Here is a 22770-nt window from a genome sequence, read left to right on the forward strand (position 1 = left end):
TTTCCCGAAAGGATTTTTTGATGAAAAAATCAATTTTACTATTCATTTTGCTTCTCATTACAATCGCCGCTTCTCTGGTTACTATACCGGCCGTGCAGGCGGCACCGCCCGATTACAGTGGCGGCGTTCATAATGAATACATGTACGAGGAATATGTTTTTGTTTCCGGAATACCGGTTAAATTCAGTGGAAAAGTATCGATTTCTGATCGTGAAACCGCTACTCAGCGAACAGAAACGTACCGGTATACATTGACAAATCCGCTTCAGTCAAAGGATAAACTAACGCGAAATGTTTCCTATGTAACGGACATTAGTGTCAAAACAGATAAAGGCCAAACAACTTCCCAAACGTCTGTAAAAAGCTACAATGAGAAGATAACCATTGGCAATGAAACGTTTTCCCTTGATGACTATCAGCTTTCGCAAGGAACGATTGCTGACAACCGTCCGGCGTCTGATTATTATTCGGGCAACATTGCCGGTCGAAAAATTTACACATTAAAGTCAAGTGGGGATCTCGTTACTGTTCATTTCAGCGGTCGAAATGTCGGTTATGAAAACTTTTGGGGCGCGACCGAAACACAGCTGATTGATTATGAAATTCAATCAGCTGCCGGTACATCATTTGTAAAAAGTGCCGTATCAGACAGCAAAACAAGGTTTTTGCAGTATGAGCCGCATGACGCCGATTTATCCAGTTTTACAGGTGGCTATGCACGCATAAGTGAGCAGTCTATGATTGGAGAATATACGTACACGCAGCCCGGCAGCAGTATCGAAAAATCGGTTTATATCGGACAGGAAATGGTTCCGCTCATTGAACGGCTGATTGTGCCGAAATTCCGGGATTTAAACGGGCACTGGTCAAAGGAAAATATTGAACAGCTTTATGCATTAGGCGTGTTTGATGATTCGAGTTCGTTTTTCTCCCCTGGAACGCAAATGAACCGTTATCCCTTTATTGTCGGTGTCATGAAAGCCGCTGATATTCGCGTGCTTGAAGAAACAAAAAAGAAAAAAACACCTGCCAAAGCCATTTTTTCAGATTTGGACCCGCGTGACAAAGATTACGCGTACATTGAAAGCGCTATGGCAAAAGGGATTTCCAAAGGATACAGTGAAACGGAATTTAAGCCAAACGGCGCTCTGACCCGTGCCGAAGCAGTCGCTATTTTAGTTCGCGCTCTCGGTCTGGAGCAACGCGCTCCTGACCCCGGCTATAAAACCGGTTATGTCGACGACTCCTCCATTCCGAAATGGGCAAAGGACAGTGTGTACGTCGCCTCGGAGCTCGGACTTGTTTATGGGGACTTGAACAATCGATTCAACCCGACGAAGACGATGTCAAGAGCAGAGGCATCCGCTTTAACGATCCGCTTTCTGCATTTCCTTGAAAAGGATTTAAAACAAAATTACCGCGATGATATGCTGTTTTTCAACAATTGAAAAGGATGACTTGAATGAACTACTTTGTGAATAGAAAGCACCTTCTTCTTCTCTTTTTTGTACTAAGCTTATTGATGCCGAATACAGGAAAGGCGGCTGTTCCTTTTACCGATATGAAATCAACGCACTGGGCCTTTGAATCCGTTGATTGGGCTTATAATAAAAAAATTATTTCCGGTTATGCAAACGGCACATTCGGGCCCAAAAGAACGCTGACTGAAGCCGAATTTCTAGTGATGCTGAACCGGTATAATTGTTTGAATGATAAAGGTGTTGTAGCGAAAAATACAGATCGTCACTGGGCCGCGCAGGAATATGCTTATGCTAAAAGCAAAAACCTTCCTTTAAACGGCTATACCAATATCCTTTTGCGAGAAAAACCGGTTACACGCGGTCAGGTGGCGCGCATCGTTGCAGCGTTTGACGGCTTCGATCTTAACCAGACCCATGCCGCACAGTATATGTATGTAAATCAATTATCGAGCGGGACAACCGGCATTAAAAACTACGCTGATTACGCAGTTGATCAACCTTTAACCAGGGCGGAAGCAGCCGTGTTTGTTCACAGGCTGGCCAAACGCGGACAGTGCTCTATGATCGGCCTTTCAAATTCAGCAACAGGTAAAGATGATGCCCGTTTTCCTCTCCCAGCTCATTTTATGCCAGAAGGAGCTGTTGAGTTTCCAAAACCGGAGGAAGACTCAGACATGCCGCCATCTGCACCATCTGAAGATTCCCGCCTGCAATCGGTCGATATTGAAAAAGAGACACTAATAGCAAATGGAGTTGATTCAACGTTTATTACGTTAACGTTAAAGGACTGCTTCGGAAAGCCAATCCCCTATGAAGAATCAATGGTGTTTCAGGCTTTTTCTTCTGCCGGTGCATCCGTATCGAATGAAGAATATTTTGATGACTACGGTGAAGGCGACTTCTTGTCTGCCGCTGCAGCCTCCTCCACATCTGTTCTTTCGGACGGACCGGATGTGACGGTCAAAGTGACAGCTCCTGCGTCAACAGCTGTAAAATCGGATAAGATTACGTTTCAAGTCTCTTCTTATGAAAGCAAAAACGATAAGATGGCCTGCTACCGGACGCCCGTGACCGTTGATCTAAGCTATATGGCCAAGCCTGAGCTTCTAGTATCTGTCAGCAGCCCATCGATTGCGGCAAACGGTTATGCCGCAGCTACGGTGACAGCGAAAATCGTACAGCCTGGCGGGCAGACCATGACCAATTACAATGGGCGTGTCCGCTTTTACTCAGCTAAAGGCGCACTTTTGTCAACGAGCAATGTGACATTTTCAAATGGACAAGCGTCCGCTCAAGTGACATCACTATCGACCGCCTCACCGGTTGAAGACACCATCTATGCGGAGCTCGTTCAATCTGACTCAAGATTTTCCGCCTGGAACCGTGACATTCAGTCAGCTCGTCACAGTACTCCGGTTCTTTATGACCCGGGTCTTTCCGTAGGATCAGGCTGTGCTCGTGATCAATTAGAAGTCGCGTTTATTATCGACTCATCGAGCAGTATGAAGCAAAGCGATCCGGAGCGGCTGCGCGTATCAAAATCTCAGCAGCTGCTTTCCACTTTAAATGCACCTGTTAACCTGGCTTCTCATTTTAACGGGAGTGGAATGCTGCTAAGCAATCGCGCTACAGCGGCCAGTGTCAGCGCACGGCTTTACGGTGTTTTTCAGTCTGGCGGCACTAACATAGCTGCTGGGATGGAAAAAGCCTTCAGTGGATTCTCAACTGATGACAAGACGAAAAAAGTGGCCATTCTTGTGACTGACGGCAAATCGAATGAGCAGCAGGTGCTTGCTCGAGTAAAGGAAGCACGCGATCTAGGCATCACCCTTTACACTATCGGACTTGGCTCTGAGACACAATTAAACGAGGATCTTTTACAAAAAGTCGCAGATGAAACCGGTGGACGCTACTTTCATGTTGAAAAAAGCAGTGATATCAGCACCGCTTATCAAACGATTTTAAATGAGGTATCGTGTGGAGAATTGTTTCTCGGCTGTTCTCCCTCTGGAATGGTTTTTACCGAATCGACTCTCCGAATGACCAATTCTACCTTTTACATGAATACGATGATCGAAAAAGCATGTGAAGAAGAAGTCAAACGCGTCGTGCTCCGTCTCCATTCCATAAATGGTCATATTGACTATGAATTGATTGATCGAGGTCAAAACTATTACGCTTTGAAAAAGGACATGACGGATATTAACGATTATGTTTATTTTGATGAAGGAACGTTTCTCGCTTTCGATGAAGCAGGCGTCTTGATCGGAAAACGTGTAATTTCCATTAATAGAAACAATTAAAAAGAGGCTGGGACATAATAATGTGATTGGTCCCCTAAATCCGAATGTTCTAGCAGTTTAAAGCTTTTATTCTTCTTTTTTCTTGGAAAAGCACACACAGGGGCTCCGGGCTGCCGGCTCCGCTTTTCTATGTGGCGAACGCTGAACCAGCCCAAAGTGCGTGGCTGTTTCAGCCTGTCCGCTCGTCACATGGAAGTCTCCGCCGCCCTCCGCCCGTTGTGGTTCTAATGAAGCAATGAAGTTAAAAAATGCTTAAAAAGGGCTTATTCTCACTGATTTACGAATAGCTGTAGGAGAACCGCCTTTTCTTTTTTTTACACGAATAATAGAATGAGGTTTGTTGTTACGCATTCAGCACGCTTCTTTTTGGTTTACCAGTTGCTTGTCCTCCCACTAAGGGCGGCTGGCGCAGGGCGGAGACTCGGGAGGGATCAGCGGGGCAGGTGAGATCCACTTTTGGAGCTTAGCGACAAAAGTTAGCTCACCGCCCGCCCCTCCGAACGCGGAGTCCTGCAGAAGCCGCCCAAACTATGCTGGCGCAAGCGCAGTCACTAAACAATTTCTGATCATGAAGTGATCGTAAGAAAGCCGAACGATACGAGTGATCATTCGGCTTTTTCTTCAATTCAGACCCTTTTTTCCCAATCTCTTTTTTCATGAAACTTGTTTGTGAACCGCAGACACGGCTTTCTTCTTCCGTCCCAGTTCATTAAAGACGATATTCAACACGATCGCAGTCAAGCTTCCCGCCACAATGCCGTTTCCTGTTAAGATCTGAACGCCGCCTGGAAGACTGGCAAACAGGTCCGGAACGACGGTCACGCCAAGCCCTAATCCAACCGAGCAGGCAATAATGAGCAGGTTTTCCTGTGCGTTCATATCCACACGGCCCAGCATCTTCATGCCTTGTGCAACGACCATTCCAAACATGGCAATCATCGCACCGCCGAGGACACTTGGTGGAATAATGGTGGTAAAAGCGCCGATTTTCGGCACGAGTCCCAGCACGATTAAAAAACCGGCTGTGTAAAAAATAACGTTCCGTGATTTCACGCCTGACAGTTGCATTAAGCCGACATTTTGTGAAAAAGCGGTGTAAGGGAATGCATTAAAGATACCGCCGAGTACGATCGCAAGCCCTTCTGCCCGGTACCCTTTCGCTAAATCCTTCTCTGTCACTTCTTCCTCACAAATGTCTGAAACGGCGAAATAGACTCCCGTTGACTCCACCAGACTGACCATCGCGACGAGAATCATCGTCAGGATGCCTGTCCATTCAAACGTAGGAATGCCAAAATAAAACGGCTGCACGAGATGGAACCAGGAAGCCTCTGCTACTGCAGCCAAATCGACCTTTCCCATGAAAAAAGCCAGTACCGTTCCAATTAAAAGACCGAGCAGCACAGCAATCGACCGGGCGAAACCAGTCAAAAAACGGTACATGACAATAATGATCGCCAGTGTGGCAAACGCAAGAAGGACATTTTCAGTGGAGCCAAAATCTGAGCTTCCCTGGCCGCCGCCCATATTGTTCATCGCGACTGGAATAAGTGTCAGCCCGATAATCGTCACAACCGACCCGGTCACAACGGGCGGGAAAAACCGAACGAGCCTGCTGAAAAACGGAGCGATCAGCAATACAAAGATTCCGGAGGCGATAATGGCCCCGTAAATGGCTGTAATGCCGTGTGCTGCACCAATCGCAATCATCGGGCTGACCGCTGTGAACGTGCACCCGAGCACGACCGGCAGACCGATTCCGATTGCTTTGCCGCGGTACACTTGTAATAACGTCGCAATTCCGCACATAAAGATATCGATGGACACAAGGTATGTGAGCTGCTCAGGCGTCATGCCTACTGCGCCGCCGACGATAAGCGGCACGATCACAGCGCCGGCGTACATCGCGAGAACGTGCTGAATGCCAAGCGATGCCGTTTTTAGCTGATGGTTCATTTCGCCACCTCTTCTTTAAACTGAATGTGCCCATCCTGAAGAGAATCAATTCGTGCAAGTGACTCAACCCGCATTCCTTTTTCCTCCAGCAGCGTCCGGCCGTTTTGGAACGATTTTTCAATTACAATCCCAATGCCGGCAATTGCACTGCCCGCCTGCTGGACGATGTCGATCAGCCCAAGGGCCGCCTGTCCGTTTGCCAGAAAGTCGTCAATGATTAACACCGTATCCTCTTTTGTTAAAAAGGTATTGGACACCGCGATTCGGTTCGTTGTTTCTTTTGTAAAGGAGTAAACATCCGCCGTTAACAAGTCGTCGGTCATCGTCAGCGACTGACGCTTTCGTGCGAATAAAACTGGTACACCCAGCACAAGTCCTGTCATGACAGAAGGCGCAATTCCACTTGACTCCAGTGTCACAATTTTCGTAATGCCGGCTTTTTGAAAAAGTTCCGCAAAGGCTTCGCCGATTTCTTTCATTAGCTGCGGATCAATTTGGTGATTTAAAAATGAATCTACCTTCAGCACGTGCGCTGACAGCACTCGGCCTTCCTGTTCCATTTTTTCCTGCAGACGTTTCATCCTGAATTCCTCCTCCGATTCGTCTTCAGGCATAAAAAAAGCCTGAAGCGCAACGTATTCCTCAAAAAAAGAGTGAACAATGCCTTCAGGCGGCGAGCCAATAAAAAGCTCTCTTGTTCACTCATAGTCGAACCATTTACGGTGGTCCGGTAGAAACTTGCAGGCCAATTCCCGCGATTATATGAGTGAATATGTTTAATTGATAAACATTATAATAGCATAATGATCGTAAAAATCAATACAAAACACGAACAATAATTAATTATTTTTAATGAAAGTTCGTTAATGTATCCCCTTTCTTTTTTCACCGTTTCTTCACAATTTCGGTCCAATTTGTGACTTTCATCACAGAATGATTTTTTTTGCACGGTTAAGATAGTGTTAACAAACCCGCTTTAGGAAGGAGGCGCAAGCATGGCTTCAGAAAAACACAAGCCTGTATCAGAGAATGAAAAGGATTCATTAAAAGGCACATTATATTCTGTTTTTGGATTAGGTATTTTTATTATCGCAACATGGATCATGGTGTTTTCTATTTTTATAGACCGTTTTTAATGCGAAGGGGGATTTAGGATGCATTTACACCGTTATGAGAAATGGTGGCTGACATTTGGCGTCGGATCACTCGTTGTGTTTCTCGTCGTTATTGGCGTAGGCGCGTTCCACCAGGGACACCAGCCGCCCAGTTCTGTGAAAACCATTAATTATGAGCAAGTGGACAAAACCGCTCCATTTGATGAGCCAGGCTTGAAAAAAGTAAGCGGCCAGGATTGGGACTACGAGCTTGTAGTCGTTGCATCCGCTTTTTATTACGCGCCGGTCGAGGCGGAAATTCCAGTTGGCTCCAAAGTGAAAATTATTGCGACAACAAAAGATGTCGTTCACGGCTTTGAAGTAGCCGGCACGAACATTAACATGATGCTTGAACCAGGCTATATTAGCGAATACGTCACGACGCTGGACAAAACAGGTGAGTTTCTTGTGCTGTGCAACGAATATTGCGGCACCGGCCACCACACAATGAAATCGATGCTGAAGGTGGTCGAGTCAAATGAATAATCAATTAATCTCTCGCGTGAACAAACAGGACGCCCGGGTAGCTATGGCCCATATGTATGTAGCTTTTTTAGCACTGGCCATCGGCGGCTTAATGGGGCTTTTACAGGTGTTTGTCCGCTCGGGAAAATACGAGCTTCCCGGAAATATTGGCTATTACCAGGTATTGACGGTACATGGCGTGATGCTTGGCCTTGTGTTGACAACATTTTTTATTATGGGCTTCCAATACGCAGCTGTTAGCCGAACGGCCGGCGCTTTTTCAGCGAAGCAGCGAACAAGTGCCTGGATTGGCTTTTGGCTGATGACACTTGGCACGGCGATGGCAGCCGTCATGATTTTATTAAACGAAGCCACTGTGCTGTATACGTTTTATGCACCGCTTCAGGCGCACTGGATTTTTTATCTCGGGCTGACGTTTGTCGTTGTCGGCAGCTGGCTCGTCGGCTTTGCGCAAGTATCCCGCTATGTCCAGTGGCGCAAGGCGCATAAAGGGGAGCCTTCGCCGCTTTTGACTTTTATGGCTGTTGTCAACTCGGTCATGTGGTTTGTGGCGACAATTGGCGTCGCATCAGAAGTGCTGCTTCAGCTTTTGCCATGGTCGCTCGGCTTGATTGAACGGGTAGATGTGTTAATTACACGCACTTTGTTCTGGTACTTCGGCCATGCACTCGTTTATTTCTGGCTGCTGCCTGCTTATATGGCCTGGTATGCGATCGTGCCCAAAATTATTGGCGGCCGCATTTTTTCGGATTCACTCGCCCGCCTTTCCTTTATGCTGTTTTTGCTGTTCTCGATTCCGGTCGGTTTTCATCACCAGCTGACAGAACCCGGCATTAGCGCTTTTTGGAAATTCCTGCAGGTCATCTTAACCTTCATGGTCATTATTCCATCTCTTATGACGGCGTTCAGCATGTTTGCCATGTTTGAAATGCGCGGCCGGGAACTGGGCGGCAAAGGGCTGTTCGGCTGGTTCCGCAAGCTTCCGTGGGGTGACGCACGTTTTCTCGTTCCGTTCATCGGCATGGTCGCTTTTATTCCAGCCGGTGCAGGAGGCATTATCAACGCTTCTCACCAAATGAATCAGGTTGTTCACAACACCATTTGGGTCACCGGTCACTTTCATTTAACAGTGGCAACGACAGTGCTGCTGACGTTCTTCGGCATTGCGTACTGGCTGATCCCGCACTTGACCGGACGGGTTTTAACGCCGCAGATGAACACACTGGCAATTGTTCAGGCCTTTACATGGGCATTCGGCATGACGATCATGTCCGGAGCGATGCACTGGGTCGGCTTGCTTGGAGCTCCGCGCCGCTCGTCATTTTCCACTTACGGCGATGCCGCACAGGCCATGGAATGGATTCCGTATCAAATCGCACAGGCGGTCGGCGGCACGATTTTGTTTTTAGGCATTATTTTAGTCTTGATTATCTTCGCGAACCTTGCCTGGTTTGCGCCAAAAGGCGACGAAGAATTCCCGGTTGCCGAAGTAGCAGAGCAAGCAGAGAAAACACCGATGGTCCTCGAAAACTGGAAGATTTGGATGACGGTGCTCGTGGCTCTTATTTTAATTGCGTACACGATTCCGGTCATGGATATAGTAAATGGCGGACCGCTCGGCTCAAAAGGCTTTAAATTGTGGTAGATTCTCAATTAAACTCCCGCAAGTAAATTTTTCCGTTATTGATTTTACAATCTGCTTTTCCTCCCACCAGGGCGGCTGGCGCAGGACGAAGACTCGGTAGGGGATCAAGCGGGTCAGGTGAGATCCACTTTTTGAGCAAAGCGACAAAAGTTAGCTCACCGCCCGCCCCCCGAAAGCGAAGTCCTGTTCGATGCCGCCCGAAGTGTGTTCGTACAAGCACACTAGCTTTACAAAAAAGAAATGACCACCTGGTTTCATTGACAAATTCTGTTTTTTACAGCAAAACGACCCGAAGCACAATTGCTTCGGGTCGTTTTTTCGTTCAGATCTATGCCCGTGGCGGGCGTTTTCCCCAGTATTGATAGTAATCACAGCGGATAAAGCCGTTGAACAGCTTTCTTTTCTTCGTGGCCGGACGGCCGTATACGTCTTCAAATCCTTCGTGAGACGTCAGCATGTAAATGGACCATGTATCCAATTTTTTGAATGCGTGTCCTAAATCGGCATACAGCTTTTCCACACCCGGCCGGTCGCTTAGCCGCTCTCCGTATGGCGGGTTGCCGACAATGACGCCGTATTCCTTGTCCGTGTGAAAAGCGGTAGAATCCGCTGTTTGGAATTGAACAAGGTCCCCAAGCCCAGCTTCAAAAGCATTGGCTTTAGCAATTTGTTCCATTCTCGGATCAATATCCAGCCCCAGAATGTCCAGCGGCTGATCGTAATTGGCCTGGTCCTCCGCTTCTGTGCGCACATCCTCCCAGATCCGCTCACTCACCCAGTCCCATTGTTCTGAAACAAATTCACGGTTAAAGCCTGGCGCAATGTTCTGGCCAATAAGGGCCGCTTCAATCGGAATGGTACCGGAGCCGGCAAACGGGTCAACAAACGGCTTATCTGGGTACCAGTTTGTCAGCTTCACAAGCGCCGCAGCCAGCGTTTCCTTCAGCGGTGCCTCCCCTTGTCCTGTCCGGTAGCCGCGCTTATGCAGACCTGCTCCGCTGGCGTCAATCGTCAGCGTGACTTTATCCTTTAAAATGGCCACTTCAAGCGGAAAACGGGCGCCTGTTTCTGCAAGCCACGTTTCAACATGATACGCCACTTTTAACCGCTCCACGATCGCTTTTTTTACGATCGCCTGACAGTCAGACACACTGAACAGCGTGGATTTAACGGACTTTCCCTGAACAGGGAATGATGCATCCTTCGGTAAATAGTCTTCCCAGCGGACTGCTTTTGTTTTTTCAAAAAGCTCATCGAACGTTTTTGCGTAAAATTCAGCAACTACTACCTTCACGCGGTCTGCGGTCCGCAGCCACATATTGCAGCGGGCGATGGCTGTCGCGTCTCCTTCAAAATAAACCTTGCCGTTTTCGGTACGCGGCTCGTACCCAAGGTCTTTTACTTCCTTCGCTACGATGGCTTCAAGCCCCATCGCAGCGGTTGCAATTAATGTGTACATATCCATCCTCTTTTCATTTGCTCTCGTCCGGCCATTCCATAAATAAAAAATCAATGAACGCGGATAAAGGTACCGGTTTGGAGTAGTAATACCCCTGAACGATTTCGCATGATTCTTTCTTCAGCAGTTCAAGCTGCCGCTTGTTTTCAACGCCTTCCGCCACAACCTTTAAGCGCAGGCGGTGCGCCATCGTAATAATCGCTTCCACGATGGAGGAGTCCTCATCATATTGGTCCATCATCTTGATAAAGCTGCGGTCAATTTTCAAATAATCTATCGGAAACCGTTTTAAGTAACTAAACGACGAGTAGCCCGTGCCGAAATCGTCAATGGACAGCTTAAAGCCACTCGTTTTCAGCTGCGTTAATCGCTGAACGGCCATTCGGGCGTCCGGCATGACCGTGCTTTCTGTTAATTCCAGCTCAATGCGCCGGGCCGACATATTTTCTTCAAACAAAATGGAGCGAAACGACTCAACAAACCGGTCCTGTGAAAATTGAACAGCAGAGACGTTCACAGCAATTGAAAAATCGGCAAAACCGTATTGATCTAACGTCGTTAAATCCCGGCATACCTGGTGGAGCACCCATTCGCCAATCGGGATAATGAGACCGGTTTCTTCGGCAATGGGGATAAAAACACTTGGCGGGACTTCGCCAAAGTGCTGATTGTTCCAGCGCAGCAGCGCTTCTGCTCCGGCAGCTTTATTTCGCTTTACATCCACTTTCGGCTGATAATGAATGGACAGCTCCTGTCTTTCAATGGCTTTTCGCAGCTCCATCTCAATTGTCAGCACTTCCTTTGTTTCACGATCCATGTCTTCATGATACACCGAAAAACGATTCCGGCTTTTTTCTTTTGAATAATACATGGCTTTATCTGCTTTATTGATCAGCGTGTCCACATCAAGGCCATCCTCTGGAAAAAAGCTGATGCCAATGCTCGTCGACATGTAAATATCCTGTCCTTCCAGCTGAAAAGGAACCGAAAAAGAATGGATAATGGCTTCTGCCAGCCCGAATGCTTCGCGGGCATGACGAATGTTTGTAAGGGCAATTGAAAACTCGTCTCCGCCCAGCCGGGCAATGAAATCCTTATTCCCAAGCAGCCGCTTCAGCCGGGTTGACAATTCAACGAGCAGCTGATCACCCGCTGAATGACCAAACGTATCATTTACTTGCTTAAAGCGGTCTAAATCCAGAAAAAAGACCGCCAGTTTTTGATCAAAACGGATGGATGTTTCGATGATCGAAGCCAGCCGGTTATGGTAGGCATAGCGGTTTGCGACGCCAGTTAAAGAGTCGTGATGAGCCAGCTTTTTCAGTTCTTCCTCTGCTGTTTTTTGATCCGATATATCGGTAAACACACCAATGTACTGTTCAATTTGTCCCTCGTCACCACTTACAGCGAGAATGGTCAGCCATTCCGCATACAGATCCCCGTTCTTGCGCCGGTTCCAAATTTCTCCGCTCCATTTTCCGCGCTTCTTAACCTCTGACCACATGAGCGTATAAAAGCGCTCGTCATGAATGCCCGATTGAAGCATATTCGGTGTTTTTCCGATCGCTTCTGATTCCGTGTATCCTGTGACCACTTGAAAAGCGGGATTCACATACTCAATGATGCCTTTATGGTCTGTGATCATCACACCTTCACGTATATGGTCGATAATAACATTGCTCGTTTTCTCTTTTTTCATTAAGAGGCCAGCCCCCGTCAAATAGAACAAAAGCTCCCCTATAAAGGAGAGCTGTACTTGTTTAAATGAATACCCTGAATAACGTTCTGTAAGCCATGTTTTGTTCCATCGTACTGCAAGCGACCAGGGTATGGTCTCGTACTCCGGCGGCAATCATCTATCTGCAAAGCATACACTTTGCCCTTCCATCCGTTCAGTTCCGTCCGGAAGGTGCCCCTACCAAAATTTGGGTTGCTCACTCACGGGGTTTACCTCGTTCCACCTTCACCGTTTCCGGCAAAGCTACGTCACTGTGGCACTTTCAAGGTATTCACACCATATCCGAAGACGTAGGTGTTTTCCCTGCCGTCAGCTAAAAGCTGCCCTGGCTTATGGTTTCGCCAGGCGCGATCACTACAGGCATCTCAGCACTGTGCGAGCATGGACTTTCCTCTGCGAACATAATGCCCGCAGCGATTACCCGAACGCTATTCATTTTCCGTTCCTTATTATAAAAGAAATTCAGTCATTTCGCAATGAAAAGTTATTCATTATGAAGTCTATCACCAAATACATGCTTTTCCAAATTCGACAGTCTCTTTAAAATATCAAAATTAGTCGAACCCGGAGCCGGCTGCTGCTGGCGAATCGGCGCTTCCGGTACTGGCTTGCGGGATGAAATAGAACTGTTCTCCTTTTTCAGCCGCAAATTTTCCTGCTGCAGTTCTTCAATGGCTTGCTGAAATACATCATAGTCTTTTATGACAAGGTCTAAAAATTGGTCCACTTCATCGGGATTGTATCCACGCATGGATGTTTTAAATTCTTTTTCAAGAATATCTTTCCCGGTTAATTTAATTTTATCCGATAACATTGCCCTGCACCACCTTCATCGAATCCTGTCTGTTTCACTTAATTGTTTCAAAAACAGGGTTATTTGTCAATTAGAAAGCAGGCTCTGACAGGGTTTTCTTTGTTACAAAAAAGCATAGAAACTATCTTTTAAATTTGTCAATACGAATGCAGTTAAGCCGACAAACACGAAAAATAAAAATAAAATCGCACGATACAACCTGTCATTCACCCCATATTTTTAGTCTCTCACTTAAATAACCAGTTACTATTTTACGTGGTTTGCAGAAAAGTTACAACTGTATGACAACTTTTTTCTCGTTATTTCGACAACTTTTTTTCAAGCCGCTGCAAACGGTGCTGCAATGCGTGTTTCAGCGATTCTTTTTCTACGTCTTGCTCGAGTGCCCACCTCGTTTCCTGTAATGCTTTAGGCAAATCCTTCCACTGGTGCTCGTATACCTTTGCAAGCTCCACTGCCGCATCAATAGACTGCTCCATACCGGACGTTCGGACACGCAAGAATAATGAAACGGCCTCTTCATATGAACGATTTCTTTTGTGCTGCATCGCAAGCCGGTACGCAGCACCTGAAGCCACAGCCCTTTCCTCGCTTTGAGCGGATTGCTCAAATGACTGTAGTGCGGCCGCTGTATTGCCGGCTGCTTCAAACCATTTGCCAAGCTCGTAAGAAATCCGGTCGTCGGCATTTCCTCCTTGACGCAGCACAAGGCTGCTAATATGCGCATACAGCGTGATCAAGCTTAAAATATCCCGCTCATTATGCTTCATGACCTGCAGTACACCTTCCGGGTCTCCCCGTTCCACAAAATCAAAGTAAATGATCGGCGCCAGGTGGCCCGGCACATCGTTCACGCGCTCCAGTCCGAGATGTTCTTTTTCAACGTTTACGAGCTTGACCGATTCCATTGTATGTTTAAACAAGCGGTGGGATGCATGATATAAATCAAAATGGCCAAAGGATGGAAGTGACGGCACTTTATCTCTAACAAAGGTATGACGTGACTTCACCTGGGGCCAGTCAAATGATTTTCCATTATATGTTACAAGTGTAGAATAATCAGTTTCCTGCAGAAATTTGGCGTAAAGTGCTGTTTCGTTGCCTGGAGACGGCAAAAAATATTGCTTCACCGTTACCTGATCTCCCCAAATTCTGGCGGTTCCAAGCAGAAAGATGACGCTGCCTGTTCCACTCAAACCCGTTGTTTCGATATCGAAAAAAAACAAATCAGACGGCTGAAATCCTTTGGCGGACAACGGATGGTTTCCTTTGAAATCAGACCATTGACGGATGATTTTTTGCGCATCTTTGAACGTATACTTCCCATGCTCTGTGTCAATATCGTAATGAGTCTCGCGTGTCAGACAGTATTCGTCGTCCAATTCAAATACTTCTGCTCCTTCCGCTTTCCACACATCCCAATACCGAATGCCCTCTGGCGGTTCTTCTTTTTTAAGTGCTGGCGGCTCTTCGCGCACAATATGCTTTTTCAGCCGCTGCAATTTTTTGGCCATACTCATTTTCGCCACTCCTTAAAACTGGTCAAGCAACTCGACGCTTTTCCGTTTCAGGTCCATCCCATCAAAGCCCATGCCGATACAGGACGGACAGCCATTGTCACACGGGCATTTTTGAATCAAGTCTTTTGCCGCTTCCTTTACTTCGTTAAAACGCTTAAAAACATCCTCCGCAAGCCCGATCCCGCCCGGATAATGGTCATATAAAAAGATCGTCGGCTTCCCGGAATGAGCCGCTTTTATTTGCGAGCTCACATGAATATCGCTTCTGTCACACATCGTATGAATCGGCACAACGTGATGCAGCACATTCGCCACGCCCATCAACAGATGCTCAAGCGATTTTTCCGGTTCTTCCATTTCAAGTTCCATCCAGACAGCGCTCGTATGAATTTCTTCTTCCGGAAGAGTAATCGGTCCCGAGCCAATGTTTTCAAATGTCGTCATCTTTATTTTTTTAAAAATCGTTGGCAAAATGTTCACCGTGACATCGCCATAATGAATGGCAGAGACCGGTTGTTCTTTTGTCCGGTCGATTTCCAGCACGTTTAGCCCAACCGCAAGATTCGCATCCGTATAATACTCCACATCCACCTGACGGACGTATGCTTTTTTATGTGCCCAGTCCAGCTTTTCCACTTGAAACTGAACACCTTCATGCAAATAAATAGCTTCATCATGCAGCAGTGTCATGGCGCTGAGCCGGTCCATCTCCCCGATGATTTTCACGTTGGCCCGCTCCGACTGATCCACAATGACGACATTTTCCTGCGTGGCCGAACGAAGACTGATGTTTGTTGCCGGAAAGGATTCATTTGACCAGTGGTATTTCCCCCCATTGTAATGAAGAACCCGTTCCTCCCGCAAGTATTCCAGCACATCCCCGACATCCATCGGGCCAAACGCTTCTTCTTCTTTGAACGGAATCTCATAAGCGGCACACTTCAGGTGATCCACTAAAATAATTAAGTTTTCCGCATTAATGCGCGCTGATTCCGGGTTTCGTTCAAAAAAGTAATCCGGGTTTTGCACAACGTACTGATCAATTGGTGTAGAGCTCGCAACCATGATAATGACTGCTTCCCCGTGCCGTCTGCCTGCCCGGCCCGCCTGCTGCCATGTGCTCGCGACACTGCCCGGATAGCCCGTCATCACACAAACCTGCAGCTGGCCGATGTCCACGCCGAGTTCAAGGGCATTGGTGCTGACAACACCTAAAATATCACCGTCGCGGAGGCCTTTTTCAATGGCTCTTCTTTCCTTTGGCAAGTAGCCGCCCCGGTAGCCGCGAATCGTTTTCGGTCCGATGTCTCCCTTCACCAGCTCTTGTATGTGAGATAAAATAATTTCCACCCGAACCCTGCTTCGGGCAAAAATAATCGTTTGAATCTGGTTTTTCAAAAACTCGCGCGCCAGCCGGTTCACTTCCACCGTCGCACTCCTTCTAATGTTAAGCGGTTCGTTAACGACCGGTGGATTGTAAAACACAAAATGCTTCCGGCCCCGCGGTGCTCCGTTGTTATCAATCAAGCGCATCGGGCTGCCGGTCAGTGCTTCGGCCAGTTCCTTCGGGTTGGCGATGGTGGCCGATGTGCAAATAAACTGAGGACTGCTGCCGTAAAAAGCACAGATTCTTTTTAACCGTCTCAGCACATTGGCGACATGGCTGCCAAAAACGCCCCGGTACGTATGAAGCTCATCAATCACGATGTATTTCAGGTTTTCAAATAAGCTGACCCATTTCGTATGATTGGGCAAAATGGCTGAATGCAGCATATCTGGATTTGTCATCACAATATGACCGGCCTGTCTCACCTTTTGCCGAATGGCCGGTGATGTATCGCCGTCATATGTAAAACTTTTAATATCCGCACCCATTTCTTCAATGATTTCGTTCAGCTCACTTTTTTGGTCCTGGGCCAGCGCTTTTGTCGGAAACAAATATAATGCACGGCTTGTGGAGTCCTCTGCAATCTGCTCCAAAACGGGCAGGTTGTAGCAAAGTGTTTTTCCAGAAGCGGTCGGGGTGACGGCGACGATATTCTCTCCCTTCTGGACCGCTTCAAAGGCAGCATGCTGATGGGTATATAATTCACGAATTCGCCGTGTCTCCAGGGCTTGACGAAGCTTTTCATCAATGGTGTCCGGCAGCGGCCTTGTTTTCGCCTCCACAGGCTCCAGTTCATGCCAGTGAATGACATTTTCATCATCACGCAGCTCTGCAATAAGATCTGCCAGTGTTTTTTTCCACATCTTCCTCACCTCATTTTCAAATGGTTTCTCTTTTTATCTATTCTATCGAACAAACGATCTTTTTAAAAGCAAAAAAAAGAACGCACCCGGGCGCTCCTTACGCGTGCATTCCTTTTTGAAGCGACTCCAGTACATACAGCGCTGAATCGGCCGACTGAATGAACTTCGCTTTTCCTGTATCAAAAAAATGAGCATGCGCTCCTACACGACGAGCGTTATCAGCTGCCTGGACAATTTGAGCTGTGTGAACATATTTTTGCGGCTGCTCTTGTAAAAATGCAAGCGCCTCTCGTTCCCACTGATCCGCCGCTTCATCTACCCTGTCCGCAAACGGCTTGACCGTGTTGAAAAAGTCCGCTGCTTCTTTTGTCTCTCGATGGTGAGCATAAATGGATTTTGCTTCTTCTATTAATTCATGCAATGCAATCGTGCTTTCTCGTAAAGCCACTCGTTACCCCTTCTTTCACATAGAACCGGCTGCCGGCTTTAATGAATGAGCAGCATCCCCGCATAAAAAACGGGCTCCCTCTTCCACTAACAACAAACGATTATGAAGGTGTTCTGTTCGAATTCGAAACCCGGCAATCTTGCGGCTTCGCTCATTTGCTACACTCATCTTCAACCGGCGCTCAAGCTCTAACGTATCTTTCTCCAATTCGACCAGCCGCTCCATCCACTCTTCTTTCGTCATCGACTCCACCCCTTTGCCGTAGTATAGAAAGGAATTCGTCAGAAAGGGAAGAGTTCCTTCCCACCTGACAAAACTAGTGAAGAAGAGTCAAAGAAGGGAATGGTACGACAAATTATGCGAAAGTCATCCCTTTTTTCTTCATTAAATATTGGAGCGCACTCCGAAAGGTTAAAAAGGTGTTCAAATCGGTTCGCAGCTGCAATCCGCTGGTCATTAATGTCTGCGTAAAGCCTGGCGTGAAGCCAACGAAAAACGTTTCCGCTCCCATTAAGTTTAAAGAATTGACCAGATTGTCGATCGACTGCCCGATCACCTCCATTTGATCGATTTCGTTTTTGGAGATCGCGGTGAAATCGATAATAACGGTTTCGACAGACTGTTCATAGCAGGCATTCAGCAGGACAGAAATGATCGTTTCAAACCGCTCCTGAGACAGCTTGCCTGTGATTGGAACTAAAATCGTTTCCGGAATGATAGACGGAATAATAGGTGCTGACACGTCTTGGACAAGCTGTTTATATTCGGCCAGTTCTTCTTTTAATAAACGGATCTCTTCTTGTAAAGCAGAAAGATCCTCTTGCTTTTTACTCATATTGGCTCACCTGCTTTATCATCTTCATTCTATTTTAATATAGGGACCTCCATCCTGCAATCCACCCCCTAAAAAAAAAGGCCCAAAGCAATACGTCTTTTCAAACAGGCGATTTGTTCGCTCATATGGTATGATATTGATTGGATTCAAGAGGAGGGAAAAAGATGGCGATCCGCTATCCGAATGGAAAAAAATATGCGCAGTCTGATCAGGCAGGCAGCACAAAGCCACTGAAAAAAAATTCATTATTTTCAAACCGTGGCATGACGCTTGAAGAAGATATTAACGAATCAAACGCGTATTATTTAAGCCGCAACCTGGCTGTCATTCACAAAAAACCCGTGCCTGTTCAAATCGTTCGAGTTGATTACCCTGCAAGAAGCGCAGCTGTTATTAAAGAAGCGTACTTCCGGCAGGCCTCTACGACAGATTATAACGGGGTTTATAAAGGAAAGTATATTGATTTTGAAGCGAAGGAAACGAATCATACATCGTCGTTTCCGCTGAAAAATTTTCATGCCCACCAAATTTCACATATGAAACAGGTTGAAGAGCACGGAGGCATTGCGTTTGTCCTTATCCGCTTTTCCAAAACGGATGAACTATTTCTTCTCCCCTTTGCGGCTTTATATGATTTTTGGCTTCGAATGACTGATGGCGGCCGTAAATCTATCACAAAAGAGGAGATTGAAAACCGGAGCAGGTCACTGAAGCTTGGGCTTTCACCGCGCATTCCCTATTTGCAAGCGGTGGATCACGTATACTTTTAATTTTTGAAAGCGAGGAAAAAAGACACATGTCTGATGAATACAAATCAAGAACCGAGAAGCGGAGCCAGCAAAAGAAAAAACCAGCCCGCTCCCCGAAAAAAACAAAAACGAAAAAAGCGCCAGCTTCTAAAAAGCGGTCGATTGTCAAACGGATTATTCTCGGTGCATTTTTAGTCGCATTGCTTGTCCTAATCGGCGGAGCCGGCCTTTTTGCCTATTATGTGAAAGACACACCTGAAATTGATGAAGCGATGCTGAAAGATCCGATTTCATCCAAAATTAACGCTGATGACGGCTCCCTGCTGACGAATATCGGCTCCGAGCGCCGTGAATATGTCGAGTACGATGACATCCCTGTGCTCGTGCGTGATGCGTTTATCGCCACGGAAGACAGCCGTTTCTTTGAACATAAAGGGATTGATCCGATTCGTCTCGGTGCTGCGGTTATGAAAAACGTGACCGATGGCTTTGGCTCGCAAGGTGCGAGTACGATCACACAGCAGGTGGTTAAGCTCTCCTTCCTGTCATCGGATAAAACGCTAAAGCGGAAAGCGCAGGAAGCATATCTTGCCTACAAGCTGGAGCAGGAATACTCAAAAGAAGAAATTTTTGAAATGTATGTGAACAAAATTTACATGTCAGGACCGATTAATGGAGTGAAAGCAGCCGCCGATTATTATTTCGGCAAAGAATTAAGCGAGCTGTCTTTGCCTGAAGCAGCGTATCTTGCGGGCATGCCACAAAGCCCGAACAACTATAATGCATTTACAAACCCTGAAAATGCAGAAAAACGGAAAGACGTCGTTCTGTCTCTCATGAACCAGCACGATAAAATTTCCGCAGCTGAAATGGAAGAAGCGCAAGATCAGAACATTACAGACTTTCTATTGGATGAACCGGTCAGCAAGTCCGGAGTAGATCCGGAATACGATGCGTTTGTTGACCTGGTCATCGAGGAAGTAGAAGCCATGGGCTACAACGCATATACAGACGGTTTAACGATTGAAACAACGCTCGACAAAGAAGCGCAGGAATATATGTACCAGCTTCTGAACAGCGATGAATACGTTAATTATCCAAGTGACTTGTTCCAGGCGGGCATTGCGTTGACGGATACGCAAACCGGCGCCATCCGGGCGCTTGGCGGCGGCCGGAACCAGGAAGTGCAGCGCGGCTTAAACTATGCAACTGATATTAAACGGCAGCCGGGTTCTACAATAAAGCCGATTCTTGATTATGGACCGGCGATTGAATATTTGAAATGGTCAACGTATGAGCAAATCGAAGACAGCCCGCTGCAATACTCCGGCGGCGGCTCTGTTGGAAACGCCGGCGGCTCGTATGCAGGCATGATGTCGATGCGTGATGCACTTGCCCGTTCAAAAAATACTGCAGCGGTCCGTACCTTCCAGGAGGTCGGATTTGAGGATGCGTATGAATTCGCCGGCAAACTGGGCATCAACCTTGAAAACGAATATGAATCGTATGGCATTGGCGCTATGGACGGCGATGAAGGCATTTCGCCGCTGCAAATGGCAGGTGCTTACAGTGCATTCGGAAACGGCGGCATTTATAACGAGCCTCATACAGTCACAAAAGTGACATTGGCCGACGGAACCGTTGTCGAAAATGACATCACCTCCGAACCGGCAATGAGCGATTACACCGCCTATATGGTTACTGACATGCTCAAAAGTGTAGTGGATTACGGAACAGGTACGGCAGCCAATATCCCGTCTCTTCACATGGCAGGGAAAACAGGCACGACCAATTATACAGATGATGAACTTCAAAAGTATGACTTCCCATCCAGTGCGTCGCCGGATGCATGGTTTGTCGGCTATACGACCAATTATACAGCCGCTATCTGGACCGGCTATGAAAGCCGGACCGAATATTTATCAAAGGAAAGCCAGCAAATTGCAAAAGAACTCTTTAAGCAGCTGATGACGGAAGTATCTGAAGGTGTGGATACGCCTGATTTTGAAAAACCGGACAGTGTGCTTGAGCTTCCGATCGTAAAAGGGTCGAATCCAGCTGTTGTGGCGGGAAGCGGCGTTTCGGACAGCAACAAAACCTACGAATTGTTTATTCGCGGAGAACAGCCGAAACGAACGACGCCGGTTGAAGAGCCGGAAGAAGATGAGGAAGAAGAGCAGGAGGAAGAACAGCCCGAAGAAGAAACAGCGAGCGGCAGCATTACCGGCTTATCTGCTTCTGCCGATGCGAGCGGCAATATGTCCGTATCGTGGGGCTACAGCGGTGACGGCAGTCCAACCTTCAGCGTCTCAAATGGACAGGAAACGCAGTCGATTGGCGGCTTCTCTACCGTATTTGGCGGTGGCCAGCCGGGTGAAACATACTCGATCACGGTAACAGCGACAGTAGATGGCGAGAGCATCGATTCCGCTTCAACGTCTGTCACGATTCCAGGCGGCGAACCAGCGGAACCGGAAGAGCCTGAACCAGAGCCGGAACCTGAACCGACACCGGAGCCAGCTGAGCCAGAACCGGAACCAGAGCCGGAACCAGAGCCAGAGCCTGAACCGGCACCCGAGCCCGAAGAACCGCAAACCGAACAACCGGCCAACGGCAATTCAGGTAATAATGGCGGCAATGATGACGCCACCGGGAACTCTTCCGGCAACATCGAAAACGGCAATGGGTCAACCCAGAGCAACGGCTCACAGGACACTGAGCCAACAGAAGAAGCACCAGCCGAATAACGAACAAACCCCCTGATCGCGATGATCAGGGGGTTTTCGTATTTCATTCTCTCGATCATGTACGGCGAGAGCTTTTAAGCAGCTGGACGGCCGATGCTTTTTTCAGTTCTGTCATGAGCTCGATTAATTGCCGGTAGGCCATATACGTGTACGGACGGCTGTCGATATACGTAAACCGTTCCAAAAAGTTTATCGGCTTTACCATTAAATCCGGCTCTTTTTCCATCCATAGCACCGGTGCCGCTGGCTGATTGTTCGCCCAGAAAAGAGCCATAAAAAACAGCGCCAGGAGTGTGTCTACTTCCTCTTTGACGTCCTTGCTTCTGGCCAGCTGTTTTTCTTCCAGCTGTTTTACGGCCTGCTCCCACGCTTCCTGAAGCAACGGCAGACCGTTTTTTTCCTGCTCCCACGGCTTTTCCCCGTTCAACTCATAACGAAAATACGGATACTCGGATAAAGACGCCGGAAGCTCCGCTTGTGAATCAGGTGAAAAGTACCGGAGCTCTTCTGGTATGTTCACGGTCATGTTCTTTTCCCTCCAAGCTTCATTCGTTTCTTTCCTTCACGGCATATGTCGAGAAGCGGGCACTCCGGACAGTTTGGCGACTGCGCTTTACAATGATAGCGGCCGAAAAAAATCATCCGGTGATGCGTATCTGACCATTCTTCCATCGGGATCTTGCGCATTAATGTGTTTTCTACCTCTGTCACACTGTCCTTCCAGCGGCAAAAGCCGAGCCGCTTTGAAATCCGCTCCACATGGGTGTCTACCGCAATCGCCGGAACACCAAAGGCGACGGATGCAACGACATTCGCTGTTTTCCGGCCTACGCCAGGAAGCTTCACGAGCTCATCCTGGGTTTCCGGAACGATACCGCCCATTTCTTCCAGCAGCAGCCGGGACATCTTTTGAATGTTTTTTGCTTTATTCCGGTACAAGCCGATCGACCGGATGTCCTGCTCCAGCTCTTCAAGCGGCACTGCCAGGTAATCCTCTGGCGTCTTATATTTTTGAAACAGGTTTTTTGTTACTTTATTTACGAGTGCGTCTGTACACTGCGCAGACAGCGCAACCGCAATGACAAGCTCAAACGGGTTTTTATGATTTAATTCGCAGTGGGCTCCGGGAAACATTTCCGCAAATGTATCCAGACAGCGCCGAATTTGTGTTTTGTTCAGCATGTT

19 protein-coding genes, 1 other RNA gene and 1 riboswitch are annotated in these 22770 nt (G+C 47.4%); of the genes, 7 read left to right on the forward strand and 13 right to left on the reverse strand.

Translation table 11 applies throughout. The annotated features are described in order from the left end of the window. Nucleotides 1–20: 20 nt before the first annotated feature. Together BW952_RS01790 and BW952_RS01795 are read left to right on the forward strand one after the other, a co-directional pair. The gene (locus BW952_RS01790) at nucleotides 21–1448 is read left to right on the forward strand and encodes an S-layer homology domain-containing protein (protein WP_045850593.1); all 1428 of its coding nucleotides are present in this window, start codon (nucleotides 21–23) and stop codon (nucleotides 1446–1448) included. Between the two features lie 14 nt (nucleotides 1449–1462). Beyond that, nucleotides 1463–3784, forward strand: a complete 2322-nt coding sequence (locus tag BW952_RS01795; RefSeq protein WP_045850587.1) for an S-layer homology domain-containing protein — start codon at nucleotides 1463–1465, stop codon at nucleotides 3782–3784. A gap of 654 nt (nucleotides 3785–4438) precedes the next feature. Here BW952_RS01795 and BW952_RS01800 read toward each other — a convergent pair. Together BW952_RS01800 and BW952_RS01805 are read right to left on the reverse strand one after the other, a co-directional pair. After that, nucleotides 4439–5740 (reverse strand): nucleobase:cation symporter-2 family protein, encoded by a 1302-nt coding sequence (locus BW952_RS01800; RefSeq protein WP_045852471.1) that lies wholly within the window; start codon nucleotides 5738–5740, stop codon nucleotides 4439–4441. Next, nucleotides 5737–6321, reverse strand: coding sequence for a xanthine phosphoribosyltransferase (locus BW952_RS01805; RefSeq protein WP_045852472.1), 585 nt, complete (start codon nucleotides 6319–6321; stop codon nucleotides 5737–5739). The genes BW952_RS01800 and BW952_RS01805 overlap by 4 nt, the downstream gene beginning before the upstream one ends. Before the next feature lie 104 nt (nucleotides 6322–6425). Next, a riboswitch (purine riboswitch) is annotated at nucleotides 6426–6526 on the reverse strand. A 209-nt stretch (nucleotides 6527–6735) separates the two neighbouring features. Between BW952_RS01805 and BW952_RS19290 the strand changes: the two genes are divergently transcribed. Genes BW952_RS19290 through BW952_RS01815 form a run of 3 tightly spaced genes read left to right on the forward strand, consistent with a single transcriptional unit; the run spans nucleotide 6736 to nucleotide 9025 of the window. Beyond that, nucleotides 6736–6876: a hypothetical protein gene (locus BW952_RS19290; protein WP_169714074.1), complete on the forward strand. Its 141-nt coding sequence runs from the start codon at nucleotides 6736–6738 to the stop codon at nucleotides 6874–6876. 18 nt (nucleotides 6877–6894) lie between these two features. After that, complete coding sequence (locus tag BW952_RS01810) at nucleotides 6895–7380, forward strand: cupredoxin domain-containing protein (RefSeq protein WP_045852473.1); 486 nt, start codon at nucleotides 6895–6897, stop codon at nucleotides 7378–7380. Beyond that, nucleotides 7373–9025 carry a b(o/a)3-type cytochrome-c oxidase subunit 1 gene (locus BW952_RS01815; protein WP_045852474.1) on the forward strand — a complete coding sequence of 551 codons (1653 nt, stop codon included), beginning with the start codon at nucleotides 7373–7375 and terminating at the stop codon, nucleotides 9023–9025. The genes BW952_RS01810 and BW952_RS01815 overlap by 8 nt, the downstream gene beginning before the upstream one ends. 328 nt (nucleotides 9026–9353) lie before the next feature. Here BW952_RS01815 and BW952_RS01820 read toward each other — a convergent pair whose 3' ends face one another. From BW952_RS01820 to BW952_RS01860, 9 genes are all read right to left on the reverse strand, one after another. After that, nucleotides 9354–10490 carry a THUMP domain-containing class I SAM-dependent RNA methyltransferase gene (locus tag BW952_RS01820; protein ID WP_045852455.1) on the reverse strand — a complete coding sequence of 379 codons (1137 nt, stop codon included), beginning with the start codon at nucleotides 10488–10490 and terminating at the stop codon, nucleotides 9354–9356. Nucleotides 10491–10497: 7 nt separating this feature from the next. Next, nucleotides 10498–12183: a putative bifunctional diguanylate cyclase/phosphodiesterase gene (locus tag BW952_RS01825; RefSeq protein ID WP_045852456.1), complete on the reverse strand. Its 1686-nt coding sequence runs from the start codon at nucleotides 12181–12183 to the stop codon at nucleotides 10498–10500. Between the two features lie 84 nt (nucleotides 12184–12267). Continuing rightward, nucleotides 12268–12651, reverse strand: an RNA gene (rnpB, locus tag BW952_RS01830) — RNase P RNA component class B. Nucleotides 12652–12706: 55 nt separating this feature from the next. Beyond that, nucleotides 12707–13036 carry a cell division regulator GpsB gene (gpsB, locus tag BW952_RS01835; RefSeq protein WP_045852457.1) on the reverse strand — a complete coding sequence of 110 codons (330 nt, stop codon included), beginning with the start codon at nucleotides 13034–13036 and terminating at the stop codon, nucleotides 12707–12709. Nucleotides 13037–13335: 299 nt separating this feature from the next. Continuing rightward, nucleotides 13336–14556 (reverse strand): ribonuclease H-like domain-containing protein, encoded by a 1221-nt coding sequence (locus BW952_RS01840; RefSeq protein ID WP_045852458.1) that lies wholly within the window; start codon nucleotides 14554–14556, stop codon nucleotides 13336–13338. Between the two features lie 12 nt (nucleotides 14557–14568). Then, nucleotides 14569–16806, reverse strand: coding sequence for a DEAD/DEAH box helicase (locus BW952_RS01845; RefSeq protein WP_045852459.1), 2238 nt, complete (start codon nucleotides 16804–16806; stop codon nucleotides 14569–14571). Nucleotides 16807–16903: 97 nt separating this feature from the next. After that, nucleotides 16904–17254 carry a DUF1798 family protein gene (locus BW952_RS01850; RefSeq protein ID WP_045852460.1) on the reverse strand — a complete coding sequence of 117 codons (351 nt, stop codon included), beginning with the start codon at nucleotides 17252–17254 and terminating at the stop codon, nucleotides 16904–16906. 15 nt (nucleotides 17255–17269) lie between these two features. After that, nucleotides 17270–17497 carry a hypothetical protein gene (locus BW952_RS01855; protein ID WP_045852461.1) on the reverse strand — a complete coding sequence of 76 codons (228 nt, stop codon included), beginning with the start codon at nucleotides 17495–17497 and terminating at the stop codon, nucleotides 17270–17272. Between the two features lie 112 nt (nucleotides 17498–17609). Then, a complete protein-coding gene (locus BW952_RS01860) occupies nucleotides 17610–18089 on the reverse strand; it encodes an STAS domain-containing protein (protein WP_045852462.1) in 480 nt (159 codons plus the stop codon). Between the two features lie 164 nt (nucleotides 18090–18253). On the opposite strand from BW952_RS01860, the gene recU reads away from it, so the two are divergent. Continuing rightward, nucleotides 18254–18859 carry a Holliday junction resolvase RecU gene (recU, locus tag BW952_RS01865; RefSeq protein WP_045852463.1) on the forward strand — a complete coding sequence of 202 codons (606 nt, stop codon included), beginning with the start codon at nucleotides 18254–18256 and terminating at the stop codon, nucleotides 18857–18859. A gap of 26 nt (nucleotides 18860–18885) precedes the next feature. Further along, the gene (locus BW952_RS01870; protein WP_045852464.1) at nucleotides 18886–21585 is read left to right on the forward strand and encodes a transglycosylase domain-containing protein; all 2700 of its coding nucleotides are present in this window, start codon (nucleotides 18886–18888) and stop codon (nucleotides 21583–21585) included. Between the two features lie 55 nt (nucleotides 21586–21640). Here BW952_RS01870 and BW952_RS01875 read toward each other — a convergent pair whose 3' ends face one another. Together BW952_RS01875 and nth are read right to left on the reverse strand one after the other, a co-directional pair. Further along, nucleotides 21641–22111, reverse strand: a complete 471-nt coding sequence (locus BW952_RS01875; protein ID WP_045852465.1) for a YpoC family protein — start codon at nucleotides 22109–22111, stop codon at nucleotides 21641–21643. Then, entirely contained in the window at nucleotides 22108–22767 is a 660-nt protein-coding gene (gene nth, locus BW952_RS01880) for an endonuclease III (protein ID WP_045852466.1), read from the reverse strand. Before nth ends, BW952_RS01875 begins: the two co-directional genes overlap by 4 nt. Nucleotides 22768–22770: the final 3 nt, after the last annotated feature.

Source organism: Domibacillus enclensis, from assembly GCF_900156125.1.
GTDB lineage: Bacteria > Bacillota > Bacilli > Bacillales > Domibacillaceae > Domibacillus > Domibacillus enclensis.